The following is a 22,891-nucleotide window of genomic DNA, read 5'->3' as shown; positions in this document are numbered from 1 at the left end:
TGCTTGTTGCTTGTTGCTTGTTGCTTGTTGCTTGTTGCTGGTTGGGGGCGTGTGGTGCGGATGTTGGGGTGTGATTATTTGGTTGTCGTTGTTGTTGTTGTCGTCATTGTAATGGTTGTAATGGTTATAATGGTTCCCGCTCCGCGGGACTGCGGCTTCGCCTTGTGTCATGGTTGGGGGCGTGTGGTACGGATGTTGGAGCTATTATTTTTTGATTGATTAATCCTCGTTAGTAAAAAAAAACCGACTAAGTCGGGGGAAAGGTTTACCATTGAAGTTGCTGGCTCCGTTTACACCGCAACAGGTGGCTCCGTTTCACCGATATAAATAGTCGGGGGACAAGTTCGATGTGAGCTTAAGGCCAAAGGCCTTAAAGCAACAGCGCGGGGCGCAGCCCTGCGTAAGGTTGGAAGTTAGCCCCAAAGCCCTGAAAGGGCGCAAGCAAATGATAAAAAGCCTGGTAAATATATAATTGGGCTAAAGCCCGCTCTTAACAACGATCTTTTTGTTACACCACCTAAATGTGGTGCCTATTGAAGAATCGTACCGTATAATCAGAAGTAGGAATATTAATGACTCCCGGTTTCACCGGGATGTGGGTGTAATTGTTAATTTGTTTTTAGTTTAAATCCCGACTGAGTCGGGGGAAAGGTTTACCATTGAAGTTGCTGGCTACGTGGATGTTAGGGGTTTATACCCCCCTTAATCCCCTCCCGGTTGCACCGGGACTCACCGCCCGTCGGTGGACGGTCGGATTCGCCTCCAGGGGGGAGATGGGGCAGTGCGATACGAGTGTTGGAACTATTATGAACCTACATAAACCCCGACTGAGTCGGGGGAAAGGTTTGCCATTGAAGTTGCTGGCTACGGGGATGGTAGGGGTTTATACCCCCCTTAATCCCCTCCCGGTTCCCGGGACTCCTCTACGCTTCGCCTAAAGGGGGGAGATGGGGCAGTACAGTGCGAGTGTTGGAGCTTTTATGAACCTACATAAACCCCGACTGAGTCGGGGGAAAGGTTCGCGTTGAAGTTGCTGACTACGGGGATGTTTTGGGTTTTATACCCCCCTTAATCCCCTCCCGGTTGCACCGGGACTCACCGCCCGTCGGTGGACGGTCGGATTCGCCTAAAGGGGGGAGATGGGGCAGTGCGATACGAGTGTTGGAACTATTATGAACCTACATAAACCCCGACTGAGTCGGGGGAAAGGTTTGCCATTGAAGTTGCAGACTACGGGGATGGTAGGGGTTTATACCCCCCTTAATCCCCTCCCGGTTGCACCGGGACTCACCGCCCGTCGGTGGACGGTCGGATTCGCCTCCAGGGGGGAGATGGGGCAGTGCGATACGAGTGTTGGAACTATTATGAACCTACATAAACCCCGACTGAGTCGGGGGAAAGGTTTGCCATTGAAGTTGCTGGCTACGGGGATGTTAGGGGTTTATACCCCCCTTAATCCCCTCCCGGTTGCACCGGGACTCACCGCCCGTCGGTGGACGGTCGGATTCGCCTCCAATACCCCCTCTTAATCCCCCCTTGAGGGGGGAGATAGGGCAGAGCGGTGCGGGTGTTGGAGCTATTATGAACCTACAAAAACCCCGACTGAGTCGGGGGAAAGGTTTCCCATTGAAACTGCTGGCTACAGGTTTGGTATTTTGTTTTTATTTTCAACCCCGACTGAGTCGGGGTTCAGGTTTTTCAAACCCCGACTTAGCCGGGGGAAAGGTTTCCATTGAAGTTGCTGGCTACAGGTTTGGTATTTTGTTTTTAGTTTTTCAACCCCGACTGAGTCGGGGTTCAGGTTTTTCAAACCCCGACTGAGTCGGGGGAAAGGTTCGCGTTGAAGTTGCTGACTACGGGGATGTTTTGGGTTTTATACCCCTCCCGGTTCCCGGGACTCCTCTACGCTTCGCCTCTAATACCCCCCTTAATCCCCTCCCGGTTGCACCGGGACTCACCGCCCGTCGGTGGACGGTCGGATTCGCCTAAAGGGGGGAGATGGGGGCGTACAGTGCGAATATTTGTGTTGTTATTATTTGGTTGCTTGTGTACCCCCCTTAATCCCCCCTGAAGGGGGGAGATGGGGCAGTACAGTGCGAGTGTTGGAGCTTTTATTATAGTTTCTTCATTGGTAGCATTATGAATTGCTCCCGGTTTCACCGGGACAAGCTGTTTCGCTTTAGCGAACGGCAAGAAGGGTACAAAAATTTATCCGGCCACGGTAGCGGGTTTGAAAATGGGTTATGGCTGTATGGCCGATTTAATCGGCCGGCGTGCAACTGGCTGATTAGATGTGATTAAGCTCCAACTTTAATGTGCGCAATGGAAAGCTTATTTCACTGCGAAACACTTATTTCATGCGGACAGGGTACCGTTCGGGCCATAGGGCTGTATGCCTTTGGGGGAGGGTGGTAGGTGGCCGGGGGGGTGTGGGCTTGATAATGACCCATGAAGGTCGGAAGGTCGAAGGTCGAAGGTTGGTTTCTAACTTGCTTTTTTCTGACCTTTGACTTTGTGACCTTCGACTTTGTGACCTTTGACTTTGTGACTTTTAGACTTTTTATTGATTGTTGGTGTACCATTGGTACATTCGTTCAATTCCTTCGTCGATATCGATTTTGTGGTGCCAGCCCAGTGCGTGGATCTTGGAGGGATCGGTGAGCTTTTTCATGGTGCCATCGGGCTTGGAGGTGTTGAATACCAGCTCGCCATTTAAGCCTACTTTTTCCTTGATCAGCTCGGCTACCTGACGGATGCTGACCTTACGGCCGGTGCCGATGTTGATGTGGGTGTTACGGACTTCGGTTGCTGGTTGTCCGCCAGCTGGTGGACTGGTTGCTGATTTCAGTCTTCGCTGTCTTGCATTGTCCCAATTTCTTCCGTTGGCTAGCGGTGAGGTATGAAGGGGCTTTTACAGTGTCTTTTGTTTATTTTGTAATTGGAAATTCTTTATAAAAGTTCAGCAGGCTCATTGTCTCATTTTTTAGCTTATTACGAACAAAGGTTTTTGTTTTATCGTCCATAAGTTCACCAAGTCCTTGCAATAAATTGTTGTTTTCGTTGCTTTCAAGAAAATCAATACACTTTTGTACGTATTCTTTGTAAGGCATTTTCATTCTCGTTTCAATAATTGATTGATTGATCGGAGTTTGTTTCTGCATAAAAAACCAATTGTCAAAGATATCACGGTTTGTGGCAGTATTTCTGTCAAGTAATGCACAAAGTTTATGAGCAAACATATCTTGTTGTACCATTACTTTCATGGAGATACCCAGGTAGTTCTTTATTTCATATTGATCATCAAATACTCGATTGGATATCTCAATTTTAAGTTTTCGTTCACCTGTTCCATAATTAAGCACTACAATTATTCCAAAGTGTTTTTGTGCTTCATCGTGAATGGTGCCGTATTTCCTGGCAATCTTCCTAAGCTTTGTATAAACGCTTCTCTCAATTGATTTATCCAATAGATTAAAGTCCAAATCAACAGAGAAACGTGGTAGCCCATAAAAGAACATTAAGGCAGTACCACCTTTAAAACCTAAATTATTAGCTAATTCAAAATCGGCATAAATGTCTTTTAGGATTTGTACCATGAAAAATTTATGTCGATTGGTATCAAACATCTTTTAGTATTTTGTTTACCCTTTTTGACAGCGTGGTGGAACTGTAAATGGGTAGAATTTGTTTCACTTTCGTTTTATTTAAGATCGAAGGGTTGTCGATATAGCTATCACCGTTCAGGTAAAGGTAATCAAGAAATGCCCTTTCTGCGCTTGCAACGAATATACCATCATTAATGATATCTATCCCTGTTGTATTTGTCAGTATTTCATTTTTAATTTTTCTATATGAGAAAATAAAACCTTGAAGCTTAACTGCTCTTGAAAGGTAGCTTACTGAGCTGAAAGCAGAATCATACTGGAAAATTACGCCCTCTTTTTGTAAAATATAATCGATTGAAAGGTAAGAAGGTGTAAATATTTTAGATGCTAATTCTTCATTCTTGTATTCCGGCAATGCATAAATACCTTTACGAATGTTGACCAGTTCTTTCTTTTTTACCAGGTAATTAACTCTTTTGTTTAAAGATTGAAAATTTGTTTCTCCCGTCAATAGTGCAATATCTTTCAAACGAAAAACCGTTTGATCCGTTTTGTATAAAACTAAAAGTATGTTTTTTCGTGAACTATCCATTCTTTATTTTGGTATGTTTGGTTCACAAAAATACAAATAAAAGAAGATAGATCAAAATCCGGTTATTACAAAAATATAAAGCGGTCTCTCAATCGGTATTGAATAACCAGGCACGACGTTTCATACCATGAATATTTTAGTTTAAACCCCGACTGAGTCGGGGGAAAGGTTTACCAAACTCCGACTTAGTCGGGGGAAAGGTTTCCCATTGAAGTTGCTGGCTACGGGGATGTTTTGGGTTTTATACCCCCCTTAATCCCCCCTTGAGGGGGGAGATGGGGCTGTGCAGTGCGGGTGTTGTAGCTTTTTATAGCTTCTTCATTGGTAGCATTATGAAACAGCGTTCAACGTAATGAAATGGAGTTAATAGCTCCCGGTTGCACCGGGACAAGCTCCTACATTTATGTAGGGGTCAACAATGGTAACAATTTATCCGGCCAAGGTAGCGCTTAAGACAAAGGTTATTGTTGTATGGCCGGCAAAGGTCGAGGATGTTCAAGGCATTTTATGCCAGAAAGGTTTCGGTGCGCTGCACCTTGGCTTGTTTGGCTTTGCGGATGGCTATAAACATTGGCGGTGCGCTGCACCTGGGTGTTACTTTGGTGAGATGGTGTTGCGAAAAATCTTAAGGCCAAAGGCCTTAAAGCAACAGCGCGGGGCGCAGCCCTGCGTAATAAATTGTGTTAGCCGAAAAGCCCTGAAAGGGCGCAAGCAAATGATAAAAAGCCTGGTAAATATATCATTGGGCTAAAGCCCGCTCTTAACAATGATCTATTTGTTACACCCCATCATCCCGATAATTATCGGGAGGTGCCTATTGAAGAATCGTACCGTATAGTCTATTAAAGACGGGATCACCTCCCGATGTATATCGCGGGTGGGCCTGTTGGGCGTGGTTGCATAGCAGGATTAAAAGAGGGAGGAGTGGATGCAATTAGGATTCGAAAATGAAGGATCTTTTTAAGGTTGGGGTGAGCTATTAATAAGTTGTTGTGCAGAAAGAGTGGATGGCTGAAGCGGCGTACAGTTGAAAAATTGGTGTTTATAAGCCTGTATTAAGGATGAGTATAGGATGAGTATAGGATGAGTATAGGATGAGTATAGGATGAAATTTTATTTTTTTTAGTCATTTTTAAACTAAAAAATAGTTTGAAATGTTTGTATATTTTAAGTTATAAGATTCCCAGTAACCAAACGTACGCTATCTTATTCAATTTAGATTAAAATTCATGGCTGAAGTAAAATCAAACTTGGCCACCAAAGGATTGAGCGGAATGATAGGCAAGACGCTTGTATTTCGTCAATCGTTTGGAAAGACCTATGTATCGGCTGCCCCGGTTCGTAGTGAACAGGAGCCGACAGCGGTTCAGTTAGAGCACCGCGGCAGATTTCAGGAAGCTGTTTTTTATGCAAAAGCAGCGATTCATGAAGCAGAGACAAAAGACGCTTATGCGGCGGTAGCCGAAAAGCGGCAATTACGCAGTGGCTATATGGTTGCTGTGGCTGATTACTTCCATGCGCCGGACATCAAAGAGGTTGATCTCGATGCATATACCGGAGTTGCAGGAGATTTGATTACTATCAAAGTTACTGATGATTTCAAGGTGAAATGGGTGACCGTTGAGATTTACGAATCGGACGGTACCCTGCTGGAGCAAGGTGCTGCTGTTGAGTCGCCCGACGGGTTGAGTTGGGTGTATGCAGCAACAGCTGAGAACAGTTCCCGTGAGGGAGACCGGATTGTGGTGAAAGCCTCCGATCTTCCCGGGAATGTCTCTGAAAATGAGACCACTTTGAGCTAAGCGGTAGCTGTGTTCAACCATGGCGAAGGGTTGCAAATCGTTTGGTTACTGATGAAGCCCTTCGCCTTTTTTTAAGATTTAAAGGTACAAAAGTATAGGTTCGGGGGAACAAGACTTCTTATTGCTTTTTCCCGCCTGGCGGTAAGCGACGGTGGACGGTCGGATTCGCCTGAAGGGGGGAGATGGGGCGGTATTGTGCGAATATTTGTGTTGTTGTTATTTGGTTGCTTGTTGCTTGTTGCTTGTTGCTTGTTGCTGGTTCCCGCTCCGCGGGACTGCGGCTTCGCCTTGTGTCATGGTTGGGGGCGTGTGGTGCGGATGTTGTACCCCTCCCGGTTCCCGGGACTCCTCTACGCTTCGCCTCTAATACCCCCCTTAATCCCCTCCCGGTTGCACCGGGACTCACCGCCCGTCGGTAGACGGTCGGATTCGCCTTGAGGGGGGAGATGGGGCAGAGCAGTGCGGGTGTTGGAGTTGTTATTTTTTGGTTGCTTGTTGCTTGTTGCTTGTTGCTGGTTGGGGGCGTGTGGTGCGGATGTTGGAGCTATTATTTTTTGATTGATTAATCCTCGTTAGTAAAAAAAAACCGACTAAGTCGGGGGAAAGGTTCGCGTTGAAGTTGCTGACTACGGGGATGTTTTGGGTTTTATACCCCCCTTAATCCCCCCTTGAGGGGGGAGATGGGGCAGTACAGTGCGAGTGTTGGAGCTTTTATTATAGTTTCTTCATTGGTAGCATTATGAATTGCTCCCGGTTGCACCGGGACAAGCTCCTACATTTATGTAGGGGGCCAGGATGATCATTAGAACAACCGGCCACGGTAGCGCTTCGGACATAGGTTATGGCTGTATGGCCGATTAAATCGGCCGGCATGTAACTGGCTGATTAGATGTAATTAAATTCCAACTTTAATGTGCGCAATGGAAAGCTTATTTCACTGCGAAGCATCATATTTCATGCGGACAGGGTACTGTTCCGGCCATAGGGCTGTATGCCATTGGCGGTGGGCGGAGCGTGGCCGGGGGTATGGGCTTGATAATGACCCATGAAGGTCTGAAGGTCGAAGGTCTGAAGGTCGAAGGTCTGAAGGTCGAAGGTCAAAGGTCTGAAGGTCAAAGGTCTGTTTCTAACTTGCTTTTATCTGACATTTGACATTTGACATTTGACTTTGTGACTTTGTGACCTTTGACTTTATGACTTTACGACTTTTTACTGATTGCTGGTGTACCACTGGTACATTCGTTCAATGCCTTCGTCGATTTCGATTTTGTGGTGCCAGCCCAGGGCGTGGATCTTGGAGGGATCGGTGAGCTTTTTCATGGTGCCATCGGGCTTGGAGGTGTTGAATACCAGCTCGCCACTAAAACCTACTTTTTCCTTGATCAGCTCAGCCACCTGACGAATGCTGACTTCTTTGCCCGTACCTATGTTGATATGTGTATTTCTAATTTCTTGTTTCTTATTATTTATTTCTTGTTTAGGTGTCACATCTTTAAAATCCACCTTCTCCATGACATACACACAGGCTTCGGCCATTTCTTCGCTCCAGAGGAATTCGCGCATGGGGGCACCGGAACCCCAGATCTCGACACCCCCCTTAATCCCCTCCCGATTCCCGGGACTCCGCTCAGCTTCGCTTGAAGGGGGGAAAACTCCGTACTTCGAAAGGAGCTGCGTGATTTCATCGTTGGTGGCTGTGCCGTTGATGCCTTCGATGGGGCGTTGGTTGAGGTCGGTGCGGATGGCGGTCCAGTCGTTGTTCTCGAGGCATTTGCCCAGGTGGATTTTGCGGATGAGGGCAGGCAGTACGTGCGAGGTCTCCAAATTGAAATTGTCGTTGGGACCATACAGGTTGGTGGGCATCACACTTAAAAAGTTGGTGCCGTACTGCAGGTTGTAGCTTTCACACATCTTGATGCCGGCAATTTTGGCAATGGCATAGGGCTCGTTGGTGTACTCGAGCGGCGAGGTGAGCAGACAGTCCTCGGGCATGGGCTGGGGTGCCTCGCGGGGATAAATACAGGTGCTGCCCAAAAACAGGAGTTTCTTTACTCCGTGCAGATAAGCATGGTGAATGACGTTGTTCTGGATCATCAGGTTTTCGTAGATGAACTGTCCACGGTAGGTGTTGTTGGCCACAATGCCGCCTACCTTGGCTGCCGCCAGAATGACGTACCCGGGTTTTTCTTCTTCGAAGAACTGGTTGACTGCATGGGCATCCATTAAATTCAGTTCTTCAATGCTGCGTCCTACTAAGTTGGTGTAGCCCTTGTTTTGGAGGGTCTTCCAGAGTGCAGAACCTACCAGGCCGCGATGGCCGGCAACGTATATTTTTGAGTGTTTTTGCATGATAAAGAGATTAGATTAAAGATGAAAGATGAAAGATGGAAGATGGAAGATGTAAGATGGAAGATGGAAGAAATCCATCTATTTTTCCATCTTCCATTTTAAGGTTTTCCATTTCGTTTAGATTCCGGTTTCTTTGCGGCGAATTTTGATGCGCATGGTGCCGGGGGGTTGTGTTTCGGCCAGCAGGATAAGGTAGCCGCCTCCGCCGGCGCCGGCGAGCTTCCAGGCTAATGCCTGATTCCGGTAGCTGTCGATGACCTTTTCAATTTCGGGGTTGATCATGGCCGGGAAAAGGGTGGTCTGGGCATTGAACGAGGCGCTAAATGCAGCAGCAAAGCCGTGCAGGTCGCGCTGTTGAATGGCTTCCCAGGCCTGTTCGGCAGCCAGGGTCAGCTTTTTGACATTCTCCGTTGTAATGGCAGTGGTCTTGAGCAGGTCGAGGCCAGGGGGACGGGGCCAGAGCAGGGTCATGAAAATATGCTCTTCGAGCCAGCTAAGCAGGTCTTCATCGTTGTTGCTTTCTATCTTTAGCGGCCAGTACTCCTTATCATAATAATGTCGGCTCAGTCCGGGCACACAAATGCCAATGGCATCCTGGGCGCCCGAGACGAGTTCCGATCCGGGAATGTTTTCATAGTGAAAGAGCATTTCGGCCAGTTTTACCGGTTTGATCAGGGGTAACTGCTGTGGCCAGATTTTTTTGGCTGCATTGCGGGTGGAAGTACTCATGCCACAGCGCTCGTTGTACTCGATGATGGGTTCGAGGGACAACGTGATGGCCCAGCCGGGATGGTACTTGTTCACGTAGGGCTGGTCGATCCAGGTGCCGGCCAGGTCGATGCGATAGGGGAGCTGACAATGGTTGCTACCCCGTATGGCTGTGGTTGAGCGGGCTGGTAGTCCGGCCTCGGGAACGCGTTCGAGCACCTTCAGTTCGATGCCCAGTTCATCGCACAGGGCTTTTTTAGATGGTGAATAGCCATCGTCGTTCACCACAAAAACATCGGGCTGCAGTTTTCTCAGGTCCTCTTCAAAGTCCATGATGCCGCTGCCTGAATTCACAAAGGCCTCGTGAACATAGCGCACGGCTTTGACCATGTAGAGGCGTTCCGCTTCGCTGTTGATGGTCGGGCGGCCTTTCAGGTCCTCGATGGTTTTATCAGAGCCTAGTCCAACGTACAAACTGCCAAACCGCGATGCCTCTTTGAAGAAGGCAATGTGTCCGCTGTGCAGCAAATCATAACATCCGGATACAAAGACTTTTTTCATAATTAATGGAAGATGGAAAATGGAAGATGGAAAAAGAATAAGTAAAAGATAGAAGATGAAAAAATTAGAGGGTTTTTTCGAGGTATTTGATGAAGCCGGATAGTTGTTTTGAAATAGATCGGCACTGTTCGATTAGTTTCTGAGCTTTATTAATATCAATATAGTTCAAATCCGGGGCAACAATCAACATCGATCTTACTTCGCCACAGGAGCCTTTCGATATTACCAGAAAGCGAATAAACTCTTTAGTCGAAGCGCGTTCATGTCCTTCGGCTATGTTGTTCATGATTGAAATTGCTGCACGACAGATTTGATCTTTAAACCCATAGTCTTTACAAGAAGAAAAATGATTATAGATTTCTTTCACTAATGTTCTGGAAATTCTCCAAACTTCTATTTCTTCAAAAGATCTCATAAAATTAGATGGAAAAAGGAAAATGGAAGATGGAAGAAATTTTTTCATTTTTAATTTTCCATCTTCCTTTTTCTATTATTCAAAATAATTCATAATCTGATACCCGCCGTCTTTGAGGTAGCTTTGTTTTTTCATGAGTTTGATGTCGCCTTCCATCATGTCTTTTACCAGGCCCGGGAGGTCGTAGCGGGGGTGCCAGCCGAGGACGGTTTTTGATTTGGTGGGGTCGCCGATGAGGAGGTCGACTTCGGTGGGGCGGAAATAGCGGGGATCGACGCCGACTATACCCCCCTTAATCCCCCCTGAAGGGGGGAAACTTTGGATACGTTCTTTTAAAGATGATAAATATTTTTCGCCAACTTTTTCGTTGAATACCTTTTCATTGATGGCGGTGAGGCTTCCCACTTCTTTGACTCCTTCGCCGGAGAAGGTGATTTCGAGGCCGATTTCGGCGGCGGCGAGCTGGATGAAGTCGCGGATGGTGGTGGTGATGCCGGTGGCGATGACATAATCACTTGGCTGATCCTGCTGAAGGATGAGGTACATGGCCCGGATGTAGTCTTTGGCGTGGCCCCAGTCGCGTTTGCTCGAGAGGTTGCCCATGTACACCTTGTCCTGCATGCCCAGGGCGATGCGTGAGAGGGCGCGGGTGACCTTGCGGGTAACGAAGGTTTCGCCGCGGATGGGGCTTTCATGGTTAAACAGAATGCCGTTGCTGGCGTGCATCTGGTAGGCCTCGCGGTAGTTCACCGTGATCCAGTAGGCATACATTTTGGCCACCGCGTAAGGTGAACGCGGATAAAAGGGGGTTTTCTCGCTTTGGGGCACCTCCTGTACCAGACCGTATAACTCGGAAGTAGAGGCCTGGTAGATGCGCGTTTTCTGCGTGAGGCCCAGCAGGCGCACTGCCTCGAGGATGCGCAGGGTACCGATGCCATCGGCATTGGCCACGTACTCGGGTGTTTCGAAGCTCACGGCCACATGGCTCATGGCTGCCAGGTTGTAGATCTCATCGGGCTGCACCTCCTGGATGATGCGGGTGATGTTCATGCTGTCGGTGAGGTCACCATAGTGCAGGATGAGCTGGCGGTTTTCGACATGCGGATCCTGGTAGAGGTGGTCGATGCGGTCGGTGTTAAAGAGCGAGGCACGACGTTTCATACCGTGTACGATGTAGCCTTTTTTTAAGAGGTATTCGGCCAGGTAGGCACCATCCTGACCGGTGATGCCGGTAATAAGGGCGATTTTTTGTGACATATGTTGGTTGTTTTGGAATTACCCCCCTTAATCCCCTCCCGGTTACACCGGGACTCACCGTCCGTCGGTGGACGGTCGGATTCGCCTCTAGGGGGGAGGTGGGGGCGTACAGTGCGAATATTTGTGTTATTATTATTTGGTTGCTTGTTGCTTGTTGCTGGTTCCCGCTCCGCGGGACTGCGGCTTCGCCTTGTGTCATGGTTGGGGGCGTGCGGTGCGGGTGTTGTACCCCTCCCGGTTCCCGGGACTCCTCTACGCTTCGCCTCTAATACCCCCCTTAATCCCCTCCCGGTTGCACCGGGACTCACCGCCCGTCGGTAGACGGTCGGATTCGCCTCCAGGGGGGAGATGGGGCAGAGCAGTGCGGGTGTTGGAGCTTTTATTTTTTGATTGTTTAACCCTCGTTAGCAAAAAACCCCGACTTAGCCGGGGGAAAGGGTTGCTTTGATGTTGCTGTGTGCAAATTTGGTTATGTATTTTTAGTTTCAACCCCGACTTGGTCGGGGTTCAAGTTTTTCAAACCCCGACTTAGTCGGGGGAAAGGTTCGCGTTGAAGCTGCAGTTAATCATCTAGTTGCGCGCTTGGCTGTATAATTCGAATTGTTTCTCCGACTTATTTTGGGGTAAAGGTATGTCAGTTGGTTATGGCCAAGGGCCTTAAAGCAACAGCGCGGGGCGCAGCCCTGCGTAATAAATTGTGTTAGCCGAAAAGCCCTGAAAGGGCGCAAGCACCTTCTTATTTTTTATCTCCCTGCAATTTCTCCAACAGGGCCACTTTTTCCTTTTCGGCAGCGAGTAAACGCTCGTACAATTCAATTACTTTATCCATTGGATTAAAATGGCATTGGTAGTTAACTGCAGATGAATTATCGTGATAACTATTGGCAATAATATTGAACGTTGCTTCTTCATTCAGGCTCTTTAGGGCCTCTACAGGTACTTTCAAAACACCTGCCACCTTCTCCAATACCTTATCATCAATCTCTTCTTTTTGTTCCAGTTTTGAAATGGTTTGCTGGGTCATTTCCAATTCACTGGCAATGAACTCTTGTTTTACACCCAACATTTCACGCAGGCGTTTGATGTTACGGCCATGGTGTACCATTGTTGCCGGGGTGCTGGTATTTGTTTCCATGATGAATGTATTTTATTGGTTGAAGCTAATAAACAAATATACGAATTAGTTTAGGTAACTGAACACTGTAATGGTTAAAACATATGGTGAAGATTAAGAACAATTGAGATTTTTAAATGGTTAAATAATTTTTTTCTTCGACTATAAAATGGCACTGTTGCTCTACTTCACAATTTGTGCCTTCGTGCTATAGTATTGTTGTTATCGATAGATGACTTCTTTTTTAAAATCTTTGAAATTGAAGCAATTAACTTTTTTAATGAGTGGCTGGTTTTTATCTTTGTCTGACAATTTGATGTCAGTCTCAGGGATGCCCCAGTTGATTCCAATGGCGGGGTCGTTCCAGAGTATGCCACCATCGTATTCAGGTGCGTAGTAGTTGTCGCATTTATAGGCAAAAACAGCGGTTTCGCTTAGAACCAAAAAACCGTGGGCAAAACCTTGCGGAATCCACAATTGACGTTGGTTCTGATCGTTGAGTTTTACCGCTACGTGTTGACCATAGGTGGGTGAGCCGATGCGGATATCTACCGCCACATCGAGCACCTCGCCTTGCAGGCAGCGCACCAGTTTGCTTTGGGTGTAGGGTGGACGCTGGAAGTGCAAGCCGCGTAATACACCATAGGCAGATTTTGACTGGTTGTCCTGGATGAAATTGACTTTTCCTACTACCTTTTCAAAGATGTCTTCACGAAAGGATTCAAAAAAATAACCCCTTTCGTCGCCGAATATGCGGGGCTCGAAGATGAGAACGTCGGGGATTTCTGTAGTGATTATGTTCATGATATTTCGTCCACAAATACACACAAATTAACACAAAAGCATTTGTGCTGATTTGAAATGTTTTATTTTATAATTCGTTTGTATTGTAGTTTGGTATTTCCAAAATTTATTAATAAAGCAACTTTTGTATTTGTTGCTTTTAGATAATTCAACACTTGAGCTATATGTTTGCTATCAAATTCGTTGACAGCTTTAATTTCAACAATGATTTTATTGAAACAAAAGAAATCAGCAATGTATGTTTTCTTCAAACAGTAATTTTTATATTGAATTGATAATGTTTTTTCGCGAATAAAAGGAATTTGCTTTGTTTCTAGCTCAATTTCCAGAGCTTCTTGATAAACAGCTTCTAAAAATCCGCAACCCAGCTCATTATGAACGACCATGCAACAACCTATTATGTCATAACATTCCTGTTTCAGAGGATGTTGATTGGCAAGTAGATCCATTAATAATAGGAGAATAGTTTAAAAAAATCTGTGTCAATTAGTGTCCATTTGTGGACAAAATATTTAAGCTTTATTTCAGTAAACGCAGCAAGTACTCCCCATACTGATTTTTGCTAAGCGGCTCGGCGAGGGAACGGAGTTGGTCGTTGGTGATCCAGCCATTGCGCCAGACGATTTCTTCGGGGCAGGCGATTTTGAGGCCCTGGCGGGTTTCGACGGTTTCGATGAAATTGGCGGCCTGGAGCAGGGAGCTGTGGGTGCCGGTATCTAGCCAGGCAAAGCCACGACCCATGTTGGATAGTTTAAGCTGACTACGGTTGAGGTATTCTTGATTAACTGAAGTGATTTCCAGTTCTCCTCTTGCCGAAGGTTTAACATTTTTGGCAATCTCCACCACGTTGTTGGGGTAAAAATACAGCCCTACTACCGCATAGTTGCTTTTGGGTTGGGCGGGTTTTTCTTCAATGCTTACAACATTTTGCTCATTATCAAACTCAGCCACACCGTAGCGTTGCGGGTCTTGCACATAGTAGCCAAATATGCGGGCTTTTTTCTCTTTCTCTACGGTTTCTTTTGCTTCTTTTAAGAGCGCGCTAAAGCTGTAGCCGTAAAAAATATTATCACCTAATACAAGGCAAACCGAATCTTTTCCAATGAATTCTTCTCCGAGTATAAAAGCCTGTGCTAAGCCATCGGGCGAAGGTTGAACTTTATACTGGAGTGAAATACCCCAGTTCGATCCATCTCCTAGAAGTCGTTGATAAAGTGGTGTATCTTCTGGTGTTGATATGATGAGTATCTCGTTGATGCCTGCCAGCAGTAAGGCGGAAAGCGGGTAATAAATCATGGGCTTATCGTAAACCGGTAACAATTGTTTTGATAAACCGTTGGTGATGGGGTAGAGGCGAGTACCGGAGCCGCCCGCAAGGATGATGCCTTTCATATTTTAAGGGTTATTGTTGAACTGTTGAATTGTTTAAAAATGAATTTGTAATCTATTTTGATGCATAGAACTTGCTGTGTTGCAAGGAATCTGCCGTATCAGTGAGGACTCCACTTACGTCAGGAGAGGGATGGGGTAGTGAAACCCTCACAATAGTTGCGTATTTGCATGGAAGTGGCTTGCACTGATGCAATGTAGAAATAAACTTTTCCACAGTTTCGAGCTTTGGAAAAGGTGATATAAATGAATGTTTATATTATTGCAAATCTGTTGGTCTTTCAGGTAAATCTTTAAACACCCTATAAACCAAATTGCTTTCAGGGGAAACAATGACCCAGGCAGTTAGGAAGATTAGCATTAGATCGGTATATAAAGAAAGGTGTTTTTGATACCATAGCTCTAATTCACCTTTGTAGGGGGAGATGTGTTTGGCATAAAACTCTTCCATGGGCATGGTTGTTTCAGAAAGCAAGCGCTCTTCATCCCTGAATACAATGGAGCCTATGCCTGTTAAGCCAGGTTTTACATTGTAGATATTGGCTTTTACTTCATCGGAATAGGGTGCAAAGGTCTTATCTACCAATGGACGTGGTCCCACAATGCTCATGTCACCTTTGAGAATGTTGATGATTTGTGGTAATTCATTAATTTTTGTTTTGCGCAGAAAACCTCCCATAGGCAATATTCTTGGGTCTTTTCTTGTAGTATGAAGACCGCCAGCCAAACTCGGACTTGCTTTTAACATGGTCGCAAATTTCCAGATGAAGAAGGGTTTGTTTTTATACCCAATACGTTTTTGGAAATAGAACACATAATGCTCGCCAGTGAGTAAGAGTCCAATTATCACTGGAATCAAGATAGGGGATAAGATGGTTAAGGCGATTAAGGACAGGATGAAGTCGATGATACGCTTGAAGAAGTGTTGATACATGGGTTAACTTTTTTTGTTAATAGTAGATTGGTGCTTTAAGTTCCTTCCATTCAGGATTGGTTTTTTGAATGAGTTCAATTTTCTTTTGTCGTGAACCTGCTTTGAGCTGCTTCTCTCTTGTTATTGCATCTTCAATGTGATCGAAAACTTCATAATAAATTAAAATATTCGTATTGTATTTTGAAGTAAATGCATTTTTAAATGCACCAGTTTTGTGTTGATGCACATGATTTGCCAAATTACTTGTGACACCTGTATACAAAACCGTATGGTTTTGGTTTGTTAGGATGTAAACAAATCCTCCTTTGTGCATGAGTATTAAGATTATAATTTGCGAGCTACCTGAGAACATGAGATTGCTTCTTCATTTTTCTTCGTGCCTCAGAAAAATTCATCGCAATGACGAGCGGCTTGAGAAAGTATGGGGATTGCTTCGTCCTCCTTCGTCGTCCTCGCAATGACGGGCGGCTTGGGGTATTGGGAGGGTTGGGGTTTGGCGGCGAAGCCGCCAAACCCCAACCCTTATCCCGTGTGCGAAGCCCGTCATTGCGATCCCGATGAGGAACGAAATCGGGAGAAGCAATCTCATTACCGTGTGAAAAGCCCGTCATTACCTAAAAGTGATTTTCGATTGCGATCCCGATGAGGAACTGCCTGCACCGCAAACGGCGGCGAAGCCGCCAAACCCCTTCCCTTACCACTATTGCGTAGCCCGTCATTGCGAGGGAGGAACGACCGAAGCCGTAACGGAGTGGAGCTTCCTTAGAAAATCTTACTTTTTACATTTTTGAATCCAGCCCTTTGCCAGTTTCGATGTGTTCGAAATTGGGGAGGTAGCTTTTGAGAATCTCCACGATGGCAGCCTTTGTGACTTTATTTGATTCAAACAAGTTGTGAAGCTGATCAAAGATGGTATCGATTTCTTTGATGTCGCGTTTTACAGAGTTCTTGATAACCCCCAGGTTAATGAAGGAATCATTGTCCAGCTCTTCTTTTTCGGTAAAGAATTCTTCAAAGCTTTTTTCGCCGGAGGTGTCGGAGCCGAAGAAGTAGATGGGCCAGGTTGCCGGTTGCTGGTTGCTGCTTGTCGGTTGTTGGTTCAGTGCACTTTGGAGCTTTAGTGCTTTTTTACGGGCTTCCTGTTCGGTTTTGCAAATGTCGGGTTCGAGGTTGAGGGAGTGGAGCAGGTCGATGGCCATTTGGTCAAAGGGGATCATGTCTTTTTCTTCATCCAACTTCGGATAGAAGATATCGCCCGATTCACCCATGATGGAGGCCATGAGGCAAAGTTCACCCGACTCCCGGGGTGATACAAAAAAGCGACGTATGCCTAAGGGGCACGACCAGGGTTGTTGTTTATTCAACCTATCGATAAAGCCTAAGGGCAAGCTACCGTTGGAGAAAGCCACGTTGGCAAAACGTGCGGTTTTGATGGGTAGCTTGTTGGCATAAGCCATTATCAATTCTTCCATCAATTTTTTGCTGGCACCCATAATATTTACAGGATTGGCGGCTTTGTCTGTGCTTACGCAAAAGAAATGCTCGGGCGGGTATTGTAGTAATAAATCCAACAGTTTGCGGGCACGCAACACGTTGTTCTCGATCATAGCCTCTATGGAGAAAATGTCTTTTTCGCTGCGCACGTGCTTGTGGGCAGCAAAGTTTGCTACGATCTCAAAAGGACCATGATGGCGAAATATTTTCTCAAATACAGGATGTCCAAAATTCACAGGGTAGGGGATAAACTCCTCAGGGATGTTGTAGCCTTCGGAACTGCGTAAGTCGCGTACCAGTTCGGTTAGCCCGTTTTCATTGATATCAACCACCACTAATTTGGCTATTTTGAATTTTAATATGGCCTTAATGTAGGAGGAGCCAATGGTTCCTGCACCACCAATAACCAACACCTTTTTACCGTTGATGCGTTTACTTAACTCGTAATTGTATTTTTCGAAATCCTCTTTCAACAAACTTATGTCACGCTTGGTAACGAAGGTTTTGATGAATTGATCGAGGTTGAAGTTTGTTTGCATAATAATTGTAATTTATTTCTTAAATGACTCCATTGTTCTTTTCAATCCGTCTTCGGCAGTAACAGGCATCTTTATAATCCCCAAAGCCGTTTTAAGCTTTTGGTTCGATACCACATACGATTCGGTTAATTTTTTGAGGCGTTCGCTGTTTAAAGGCAAATGAAGAAAATCGCCTATGCGGGCAAGTACTTTAATAAAATTAATAGGAATACGCCAAATATTAGCCTGCTTGTTTTGTGAACCTGCTATAATACTGATCAGCTCATTTGTAGCTAAAGCCTCATCATCGGCAACTTGGTAAATACCCGACTCAATTTCTTTTTCTATGAGTTGCTGAACTGCATAGATAAGATTTCCAATAGAACAAAACGAACGCTTATTCTCAAAAGCCCCCAATGGCCATGGAATACCTTTTACCTGAACCTGATACAAAAGGTTTAGGTTCCCCTTGTTACCAGGACCATGAATCATGCAAGGCCGAAGAATGTAAACCTTTTTATTTTCTGATAGAGCCTGGCTTAATATATATTTTTCAGCTACTATTTTACTTTCACCGTAAGGTCCTATGGGAGCTGGTTTAACATTTTCAGTCAATACATCTCCAATAACCTTGTCGGCCACTGCTTTTACCGAGCTGAAGAAGATAAACTTACTGGCATTGGATTTTAAAAACCAGTCGAATATTTGCTTGGTTAACCCGGTATTGATGTCAAAATATACTTGTGCGTTGGTTTGGTTTTTAGTATCGTGGGCTTTGCCTGCCAAATGGATAACTGCGTCAACTTCTGGTATATTATTGTTTGCAAGTTCAGCCCACGAAAAGTTTTTTTGGATCCCTTCTTTCTTGGGAGAAACAATATCGAGACCGTACAACGTATGTTGCATATGCAATGCTTTTGTTAAGTTCGAGCCTACAAAACCATGGATGCCAGTAATTAGAATGTTCATAATTATTTTGGTAATCAATACTTGGTGAGAACGGGTTTCTTTTTAAACTTAAAGACTACGTTCGTTTATTATTTTTTTTCTTTCTTGCCACCAAAGCTTTGGCAATATATAAAGATAAGGTAAAACTCTTGTAATTTGTTTTTTTGGTTCACTAAAAATACGGCTTAACCAGATGAAACGCAGTGTACCTAATCGGGTTTTTGGCAGCACTATTTCTCCAACATAGAAATTAAAAGCTGCTCCAATACCAAACATTATACCGGAATTGATGTGGGGCAATAATTTTGACATAAATATTTCTTGTTTGGGTGCCCCCAAGGAAACCCAAATTATTTCAGGCATGCAATGGTTTATTTCCAGTGCTATTGCCTCGTAGTCAAACTCATCAACAGGCATGAACGGAACCTGCATAAAAGAAAGATGATCAGGTTCAATACCTTTCAGTATTAATTTTTTTTTGATTTTTTCAACTGTTGGCTCTGTACTACCCAACAAAAGTTGCTTGTATTTTTTCTCAATATATATTTCAAAAATTTCAGGTCCGTTGAAGGCTTTATATTTTTTTTTGTGAAGTAAACCTGCCAGCCACGCAATGGAACTGCCATCGCAGCAATTTATAATTGAATTGTTTAATATTTCTCTGTAGTTTTTATCTTTTTGCCCAATGGTTAGTACATTTGCATCTACTACGCAAACATAGCCCTTTTGCCGATCTTTGATTGCTACGTCAAGAGTATGATTAAATATTTCTTGATTGAATTCGAGTTTAATATTGAAGTAAGTGCTCATCAAAGAAATTTAATTTGATTTAAAATAGAACAGATAATAGTGTAGTTAATTAACTACACTATTTATTATTATTGTTATTATTGGATTACTGGTGATGTGTTAAATATTTATAAATGTTTTATTTCAATAATACTACTCTTAATTTAAAAAAATGATTCCAAATCTCTTTTCTCAAAAATAGTACATTTCCCATTAATTGTAGCATCGTAAATGAATCTTTCGTCCATTTCAAACTCCTGTTTAGCAATACGATAGAAATATTCTGTTGCTACTATATCAGGTGTTTCCCATTTTGATCCTTTAGGAAAATAATTGGGTGCAAAATGGTTTATATCTCGTTCCTCGTTTCTTTTTTGAGCTTCATTCGGTTTTCCTTTAAATTGAAAACTATGATCCATACCAATTATGATTACTTCCTTGAAGCCCATATAGAAGATAATTTGAAGGGCAGCATAAGTAACGGTAGCAGCTGGAGTTAAGGATTTAGAAATGTCTTTAGAAAATTTAATACTATTTAAACCATTTCCAACAAAGTAGATGTCATTATCATTCTTATAAATATTGCGACTTTCCCAGTTGAAAAATTTTGGCATTTTTTCATTGTGGAAGTCATTTGCAAATTGATTTAAAACGAGTTTATTAATACATACAAGATAGTTTGGTGTAAATTCCATATTTGGATAATTCAGATAAATCCGATTTAAACCAAAGGTTATCTCATTTGCTAAAAGATTAATATTTGTATTCGTTAAGCTTGGTCCATTGGCAATCAAAAAGCATCTTTCCCCAGAGTGTATATTATAAAACCTTTTAAGTTTATTACGATTATCTTTAGCAGCCTGTGAAAACACCCATGCAAACTTATGTGGAATATTAATTATTCTCCTTTGTACACCCTTAAAAATTCTTTTTAAGGATAGTTCTTCTATTTTATATTTATTCATGACTTTTTTAATCTTTGCTAACTTTTAAGTTTTCTTCGATAAGTGCATTATTATTAAGACTATTGCCGTTAATAAAATGAATGCAATCTTCAGCTGCTCCCAGTTCCATGAGGAATCGTGATTTCTGTGCTGATGCACCCATGTGAGCTGTGAAAATAACATTATCTAATTTGGTTAGATTACCTTCATATGGTTCTTCATTAAAAACATCTAAAGCAGCACCACCTAAATGGTTTTGAATTAGTGCATCATAAAGAGCATCTTCATCAACCACTGGACCACGAGAAGTGTTTATTAAAAAACTTCCTGTTTTCATCCATGCTATGGATTCTCTGTTCGTGTATTTAAAGTTCTCCTTATTACTGGGAATATGTAGTGAAATTAAATCACTTTTTCGGAATAAGGTTTCTTTATCCACCAGTTCAATTTTTAATTCTTTTACCAAATCGGTTTTATCAATTATTTCGGTGGCTAGTATTTTTGTGTTAAATGGTTGCAATAGTTTAGCTACTTTACTACCAATTCTACCTAAACCAACAAGGCCAATGGTCATTTCTTCCAAAAGGAAGCCCAAATACCTGTTCCATGCTCCTTCACGCACGGAATGGTCTGATTTCAATATCATTCGACTTAGGTTTAATATGTTTGCAACCGTAAGTTCTGCAACACCCTGAGACGGCGCATCGGGCGTATAGGCAACAGTAATTCCTTTTTCCTTGCAATAATTAAGGGGGACATTATCAAGACCAATACCTACTCTGCAAATTGCCTTTACGTTCGAATTTTCAATTGCTTCAATAGGGTAAGGTTCTGTTCCTGCAATGATTATGTCAAAATCTTTTATCAAATCAGGTATTTCAGATGCTCTAAGCCTTCGGTTTAACGGATTATTCACTACAATGTGCCCTGTTGATTCCAGGATTTCCAATGGTTTAATACCACATTTGCCAAATGGATAGGTAGTGATTAAAATTTTATATTTTTCCATCTTATTAAAGTTCTTGATACAACATTAAGATTTCAGCCAATTTGTATGATAGTCCATCTTCCAACTCAATCGCTTCGATAGAAGAAATATCAAATAGAAATGGTTTATTACCGATTCTATGATTTGTAGCATTAAAAGATTCTTTTGTGAAAATATAGAAACATGAATTTTCTTCATAAACAGGATCTAATTTTCTTGTTCTTATGAGATGTTCTTTTTCGTGATTTATTGGCTGATTATGGTGATTATAAAACCGACTTTTATAGGTGTTTACAGAAAAAAGTGAATCATACTGATCTTCCAATTCAACAAATTTTTTCAGTGCTTTTGCGATTGTTTCTTTTTTCAATAATGGTTTATTGATATGGGTTTGGATATATATTTCACCATCTGGACTTTGTGAAACATCATATTTTAGAACATCATTAATATCAATATCAGAACCTGATAGTTCTAAGGGGCGTGAAACGAATTTAACTTTATTGTAAAGTTTTGCTAATTCGGATTCAAGCTCTTTTATGTCTGTATCTACAAGAATTTCGTCGATTGCAAAAATATTTTCAAGCTTATCCAACAACGATTTATAAAGTGGCTTGTTATTGAACATTCTTAAATTCCCGTTTATTAGCTCAGTGTCGGCTTTGATTGGAACAAGGGCAGTTACTTTTTTATTGTAGATCATAACGAGTTATTTATTTGGTTTAATGCATTTCGACAATTCGATCCAATAATGGTAATATCCAAACTATATGCTATCATGTTGTAGCCCATACTGTGCTTTTCAAGTACTTCTTGTGGGTTTGGTTGCACAACATGAATTCCGCCAATAATGTTGTGCTTTTTACAACCAGAGTTAATTTTTTCTAAAACTTTCAGATAATCGGGATGGTCAAATTGACCAGTTATTCCCATTGATGCTGTTAAATCGTAAGGTCCAACAAAAATGGCATCTAAACCCTTTACTTGTGCCATTTCTTCAAAATTATTTACAGCATCAATATGTTCTATTTGAATGGCTATGAAAATGTTATCCTCTGCATCTTGCATGTATTGATCGAATGCAAAACCATAAGCATGACTTCGACCGTATCCGACCCCTCTATTGCCTAATGGGGGATATTTTACTGACTTAATTAAGTATTCTACTTCTTCTCTGGAATTAACTAAAGGTGCAATCACCCCCAAAGCTCCCGCATCAAGGTAACGTTTGGTGTCGGCATAATTATTCCCTTGCATTCTGACCAATGGAGTACAAGCAGGATTTCCCGCTTTTATTGCCTGAAATAATTGCAATGAAGTATTAATATCAATGGCCGAGTGTTCAGCATCAATACATAGAAAGTCAAAGCCTGCATTACTCATTATCTCAGCTACAATTGGACTTGCAGTGTTTATCCAACTACCCAGAATCAATTCTTTATTACCTTTCTGAATACTTCTAACTTTTTCAATAAATTTCATCTCTTTATTTCTTTTAAGTTACTGATTATCTTTATGGATCGAAACTATTTTTATCATAACAAAAATGCTACCCTGATGGAACTCCTATGAGAAATATTCATCCTCCTGTGTGTCAGATTTTTATCATGGTTGTTTCATTTGTTTATTTTTTGTTATTTTTTGTCACATGGAACTCGCCATCATAATCATCTACCTCTG

General features: G+C 43.1%; 21 protein-coding genes. 2 read left to right on the top strand and 19 right to left on the bottom strand.

Annotated features, from left to right (window positions below; all coding sequences use genetic code 11):
• Window positions 1-2,927 precede the first annotated feature (2,927 nt).
• Both FHS86_RS17855 and FHS86_RS17850 read right to left on the bottom strand, forming a co-directional pair.
• Window positions 2,928-3,626 (bottom strand): nucleotidyl transferase AbiEii/AbiGii toxin family protein, encoded by a 699-nt coding sequence (locus FHS86_RS17855; protein ID WP_429417010.1) that lies wholly within the window; start codon window positions 3,624-3,626, stop codon window positions 2,928-2,930.
• Window positions 3,619-4,197: a hypothetical protein gene (locus tag FHS86_RS17850; RefSeq protein WP_429417007.1), complete on the bottom strand. Its 579-nt coding sequence runs from the start codon at window positions 4,195-4,197 to the stop codon at window positions 3,619-3,621. The genes FHS86_RS17855 and FHS86_RS17850 overlap by 8 nt, the downstream gene beginning before the upstream one ends.
• A gap of 418 nt (window positions 4,198-4,615) precedes the next feature.
• Here FHS86_RS17850 and FHS86_RS17845 point away from each other — a divergent pair, with 418 nt between their 5' ends.
• Both FHS86_RS17845 and FHS86_RS17840 read left to right on the top strand, forming a co-directional pair.
• Entirely contained in the window at window positions 4,616-4,948 is a 333-nt protein-coding gene (locus FHS86_RS17845; RefSeq protein ID WP_429417004.1) for a hypothetical protein, read from the top strand.
• 478 nt (window positions 4,949-5,426) lie between these two features.
• Entirely contained in the window at window positions 5,427-5,999 is a 573-nt protein-coding gene (locus FHS86_RS17840) for a hypothetical protein (RefSeq protein ID WP_429417001.1), read from the top strand.
• A 1,209-nt stretch (window positions 6,000-7,208) separates the two neighbouring features.
• Here FHS86_RS17840 and FHS86_RS17835 read toward each other — a convergent pair.
• From FHS86_RS17835 to FHS86_RS17755, 17 genes are all read right to left on the bottom strand, one after another.
• The gene (locus FHS86_RS17835; RefSeq protein WP_429416998.1) at window positions 7,209-8,348 is read right to left on the bottom strand and encodes a GDP-L-fucose synthase family protein; all 1,140 of its coding nucleotides are present in this window, start codon (window positions 8,346-8,348) and stop codon (window positions 7,209-7,211) included.
• Window positions 8,349-8,465: 117 nt separating this feature from the next.
• Window positions 8,466-9,617, bottom strand: coding sequence for an adenylyltransferase/cytidyltransferase family protein (locus tag FHS86_RS17830; RefSeq protein ID WP_429416995.1), 1,152 nt, complete (start codon window positions 9,615-9,617; stop codon window positions 8,466-8,468).
• 64 nt (window positions 9,618-9,681) lie between these two features.
• On the bottom strand, window positions 9,682-10,080 hold the full coding sequence (locus FHS86_RS17825) for a four helix bundle protein (protein ID WP_429416992.1): 399 nt from the start codon (window positions 10,078-10,080) through the stop codon (window positions 9,682-9,684).
• A 27-nt stretch (window positions 10,081-10,107) separates the two neighbouring features.
• A complete protein-coding gene (gmd, locus tag FHS86_RS17820) occupies window positions 10,108-11,289 on the bottom strand; it encodes a GDP-mannose 4,6-dehydratase (protein ID WP_429416989.1) in 1,182 nt (393 codons plus the stop codon).
• A gap of 736 nt (window positions 11,290-12,025) precedes the next feature.
• The gene (locus FHS86_RS17815; protein WP_429416986.1) at window positions 12,026-12,424 is read right to left on the bottom strand and encodes a helix-turn-helix domain-containing protein; all 399 of its coding nucleotides are present in this window, start codon (window positions 12,422-12,424) and stop codon (window positions 12,026-12,028) included.
• A gap of 201 nt (window positions 12,425-12,625) precedes the next feature.
• Window positions 12,626-13,207 (bottom strand): dTDP-4-dehydrorhamnose 3,5-epimerase, encoded by a 582-nt coding sequence (gene rfbC / locus FHS86_RS17810; RefSeq protein WP_429416983.1) that lies wholly within the window; start codon window positions 13,205-13,207, stop codon window positions 12,626-12,628.
• Window positions 13,208-13,269: 62 nt separating this feature from the next.
• Complete coding sequence (locus FHS86_RS17805; RefSeq protein ID WP_429416980.1) at window positions 13,270-13,656, bottom strand: GxxExxY protein; 387 nt, start codon at window positions 13,654-13,656, stop codon at window positions 13,270-13,272.
• Between the two features lie 70 nt (window positions 13,657-13,726).
• Entirely contained in the window at window positions 13,727-14,599 is an 873-nt protein-coding gene (rfbA, locus tag FHS86_RS17800; protein WP_429416977.1) for a glucose-1-phosphate thymidylyltransferase RfbA, read from the bottom strand.
• 256 nt (window positions 14,600-14,855) lie between these two features.
• Entirely contained in the window at window positions 14,856-15,530 is a 675-nt protein-coding gene (locus FHS86_RS17795) for a sugar transferase (RefSeq protein ID WP_429416974.1), read from the bottom strand.
• Between the two features lie 16 nt (window positions 15,531-15,546).
• Window positions 15,547-15,843, bottom strand: a complete 297-nt coding sequence (locus FHS86_RS17790) for a GIY-YIG nuclease family protein (RefSeq protein WP_429416972.1) — start codon at window positions 15,841-15,843, stop codon at window positions 15,547-15,549.
• 466 nt (window positions 15,844-16,309) lie between these two features.
• Window positions 16,310-17,563, bottom strand: a complete 1,254-nt coding sequence (locus tag FHS86_RS17785; protein WP_429416969.1) for a polysaccharide biosynthesis protein — start codon at window positions 17,561-17,563, stop codon at window positions 16,310-16,312.
• A 12-nt stretch (window positions 17,564-17,575) separates the two neighbouring features.
• On the bottom strand, window positions 17,576-18,511 hold the full coding sequence (locus FHS86_RS17780; RefSeq protein ID WP_429416966.1) for an NAD-dependent epimerase/dehydratase family protein: 936 nt from the start codon (window positions 18,509-18,511) through the stop codon (window positions 17,576-17,578).
• Window positions 18,512-18,559: 48 nt separating this feature from the next.
• Window positions 18,560-19,300, bottom strand: a complete 741-nt coding sequence (locus tag FHS86_RS17775) for a WecB/TagA/CpsF family glycosyltransferase (protein WP_429416963.1) — start codon at window positions 19,298-19,300, stop codon at window positions 18,560-18,562.
• A gap of 143 nt (window positions 19,301-19,443) precedes the next feature.
• Window positions 19,444-20,244 carry a 6-hydroxymethylpterin diphosphokinase MptE-like protein gene (locus FHS86_RS17770; protein WP_429416960.1) on the bottom strand — a complete coding sequence of 267 codons (801 nt, stop codon included), beginning with the start codon at window positions 20,242-20,244 and terminating at the stop codon, window positions 19,444-19,446.
• A 7-nt stretch (window positions 20,245-20,251) separates the two neighbouring features.
• Window positions 20,252-21,232, bottom strand: a complete 981-nt coding sequence (locus tag FHS86_RS17765) for a phosphoglycerate dehydrogenase (RefSeq protein ID WP_429416958.1) — start codon at window positions 21,230-21,232, stop codon at window positions 20,252-20,254.
• A gap of 4 nt (window positions 21,233-21,236) precedes the next feature.
• A complete protein-coding gene (locus tag FHS86_RS17760) occupies window positions 21,237-21,914 on the bottom strand; it encodes a cytidylyltransferase domain-containing protein (RefSeq protein WP_429416955.1) in 678 nt (225 codons plus the stop codon).
• A complete protein-coding gene (locus tag FHS86_RS17755; RefSeq protein WP_429416952.1) occupies window positions 21,911-22,693 on the bottom strand; it encodes an HpcH/HpaI aldolase family protein in 783 nt (260 codons plus the stop codon). Before FHS86_RS17755 ends, FHS86_RS17760 begins: the two co-directional genes overlap by 4 nt.
• Between the last annotated feature and the right edge of the window lie 198 nt (window positions 22,694-22,891).

The organism is Roseimarinus sediminis, assembly GCF_050433125.1.
GTDB classification, from domain to species: Bacteria; Bacteroidota; Bacteroidia; order Bacteroidales; family Prolixibacteraceae; genus Roseimarinus; species Roseimarinus sediminis.
Note: the sequence above shows the minus strand (reverse complement) of the source record. Positions and strands in the feature narration are given on the sequence as shown.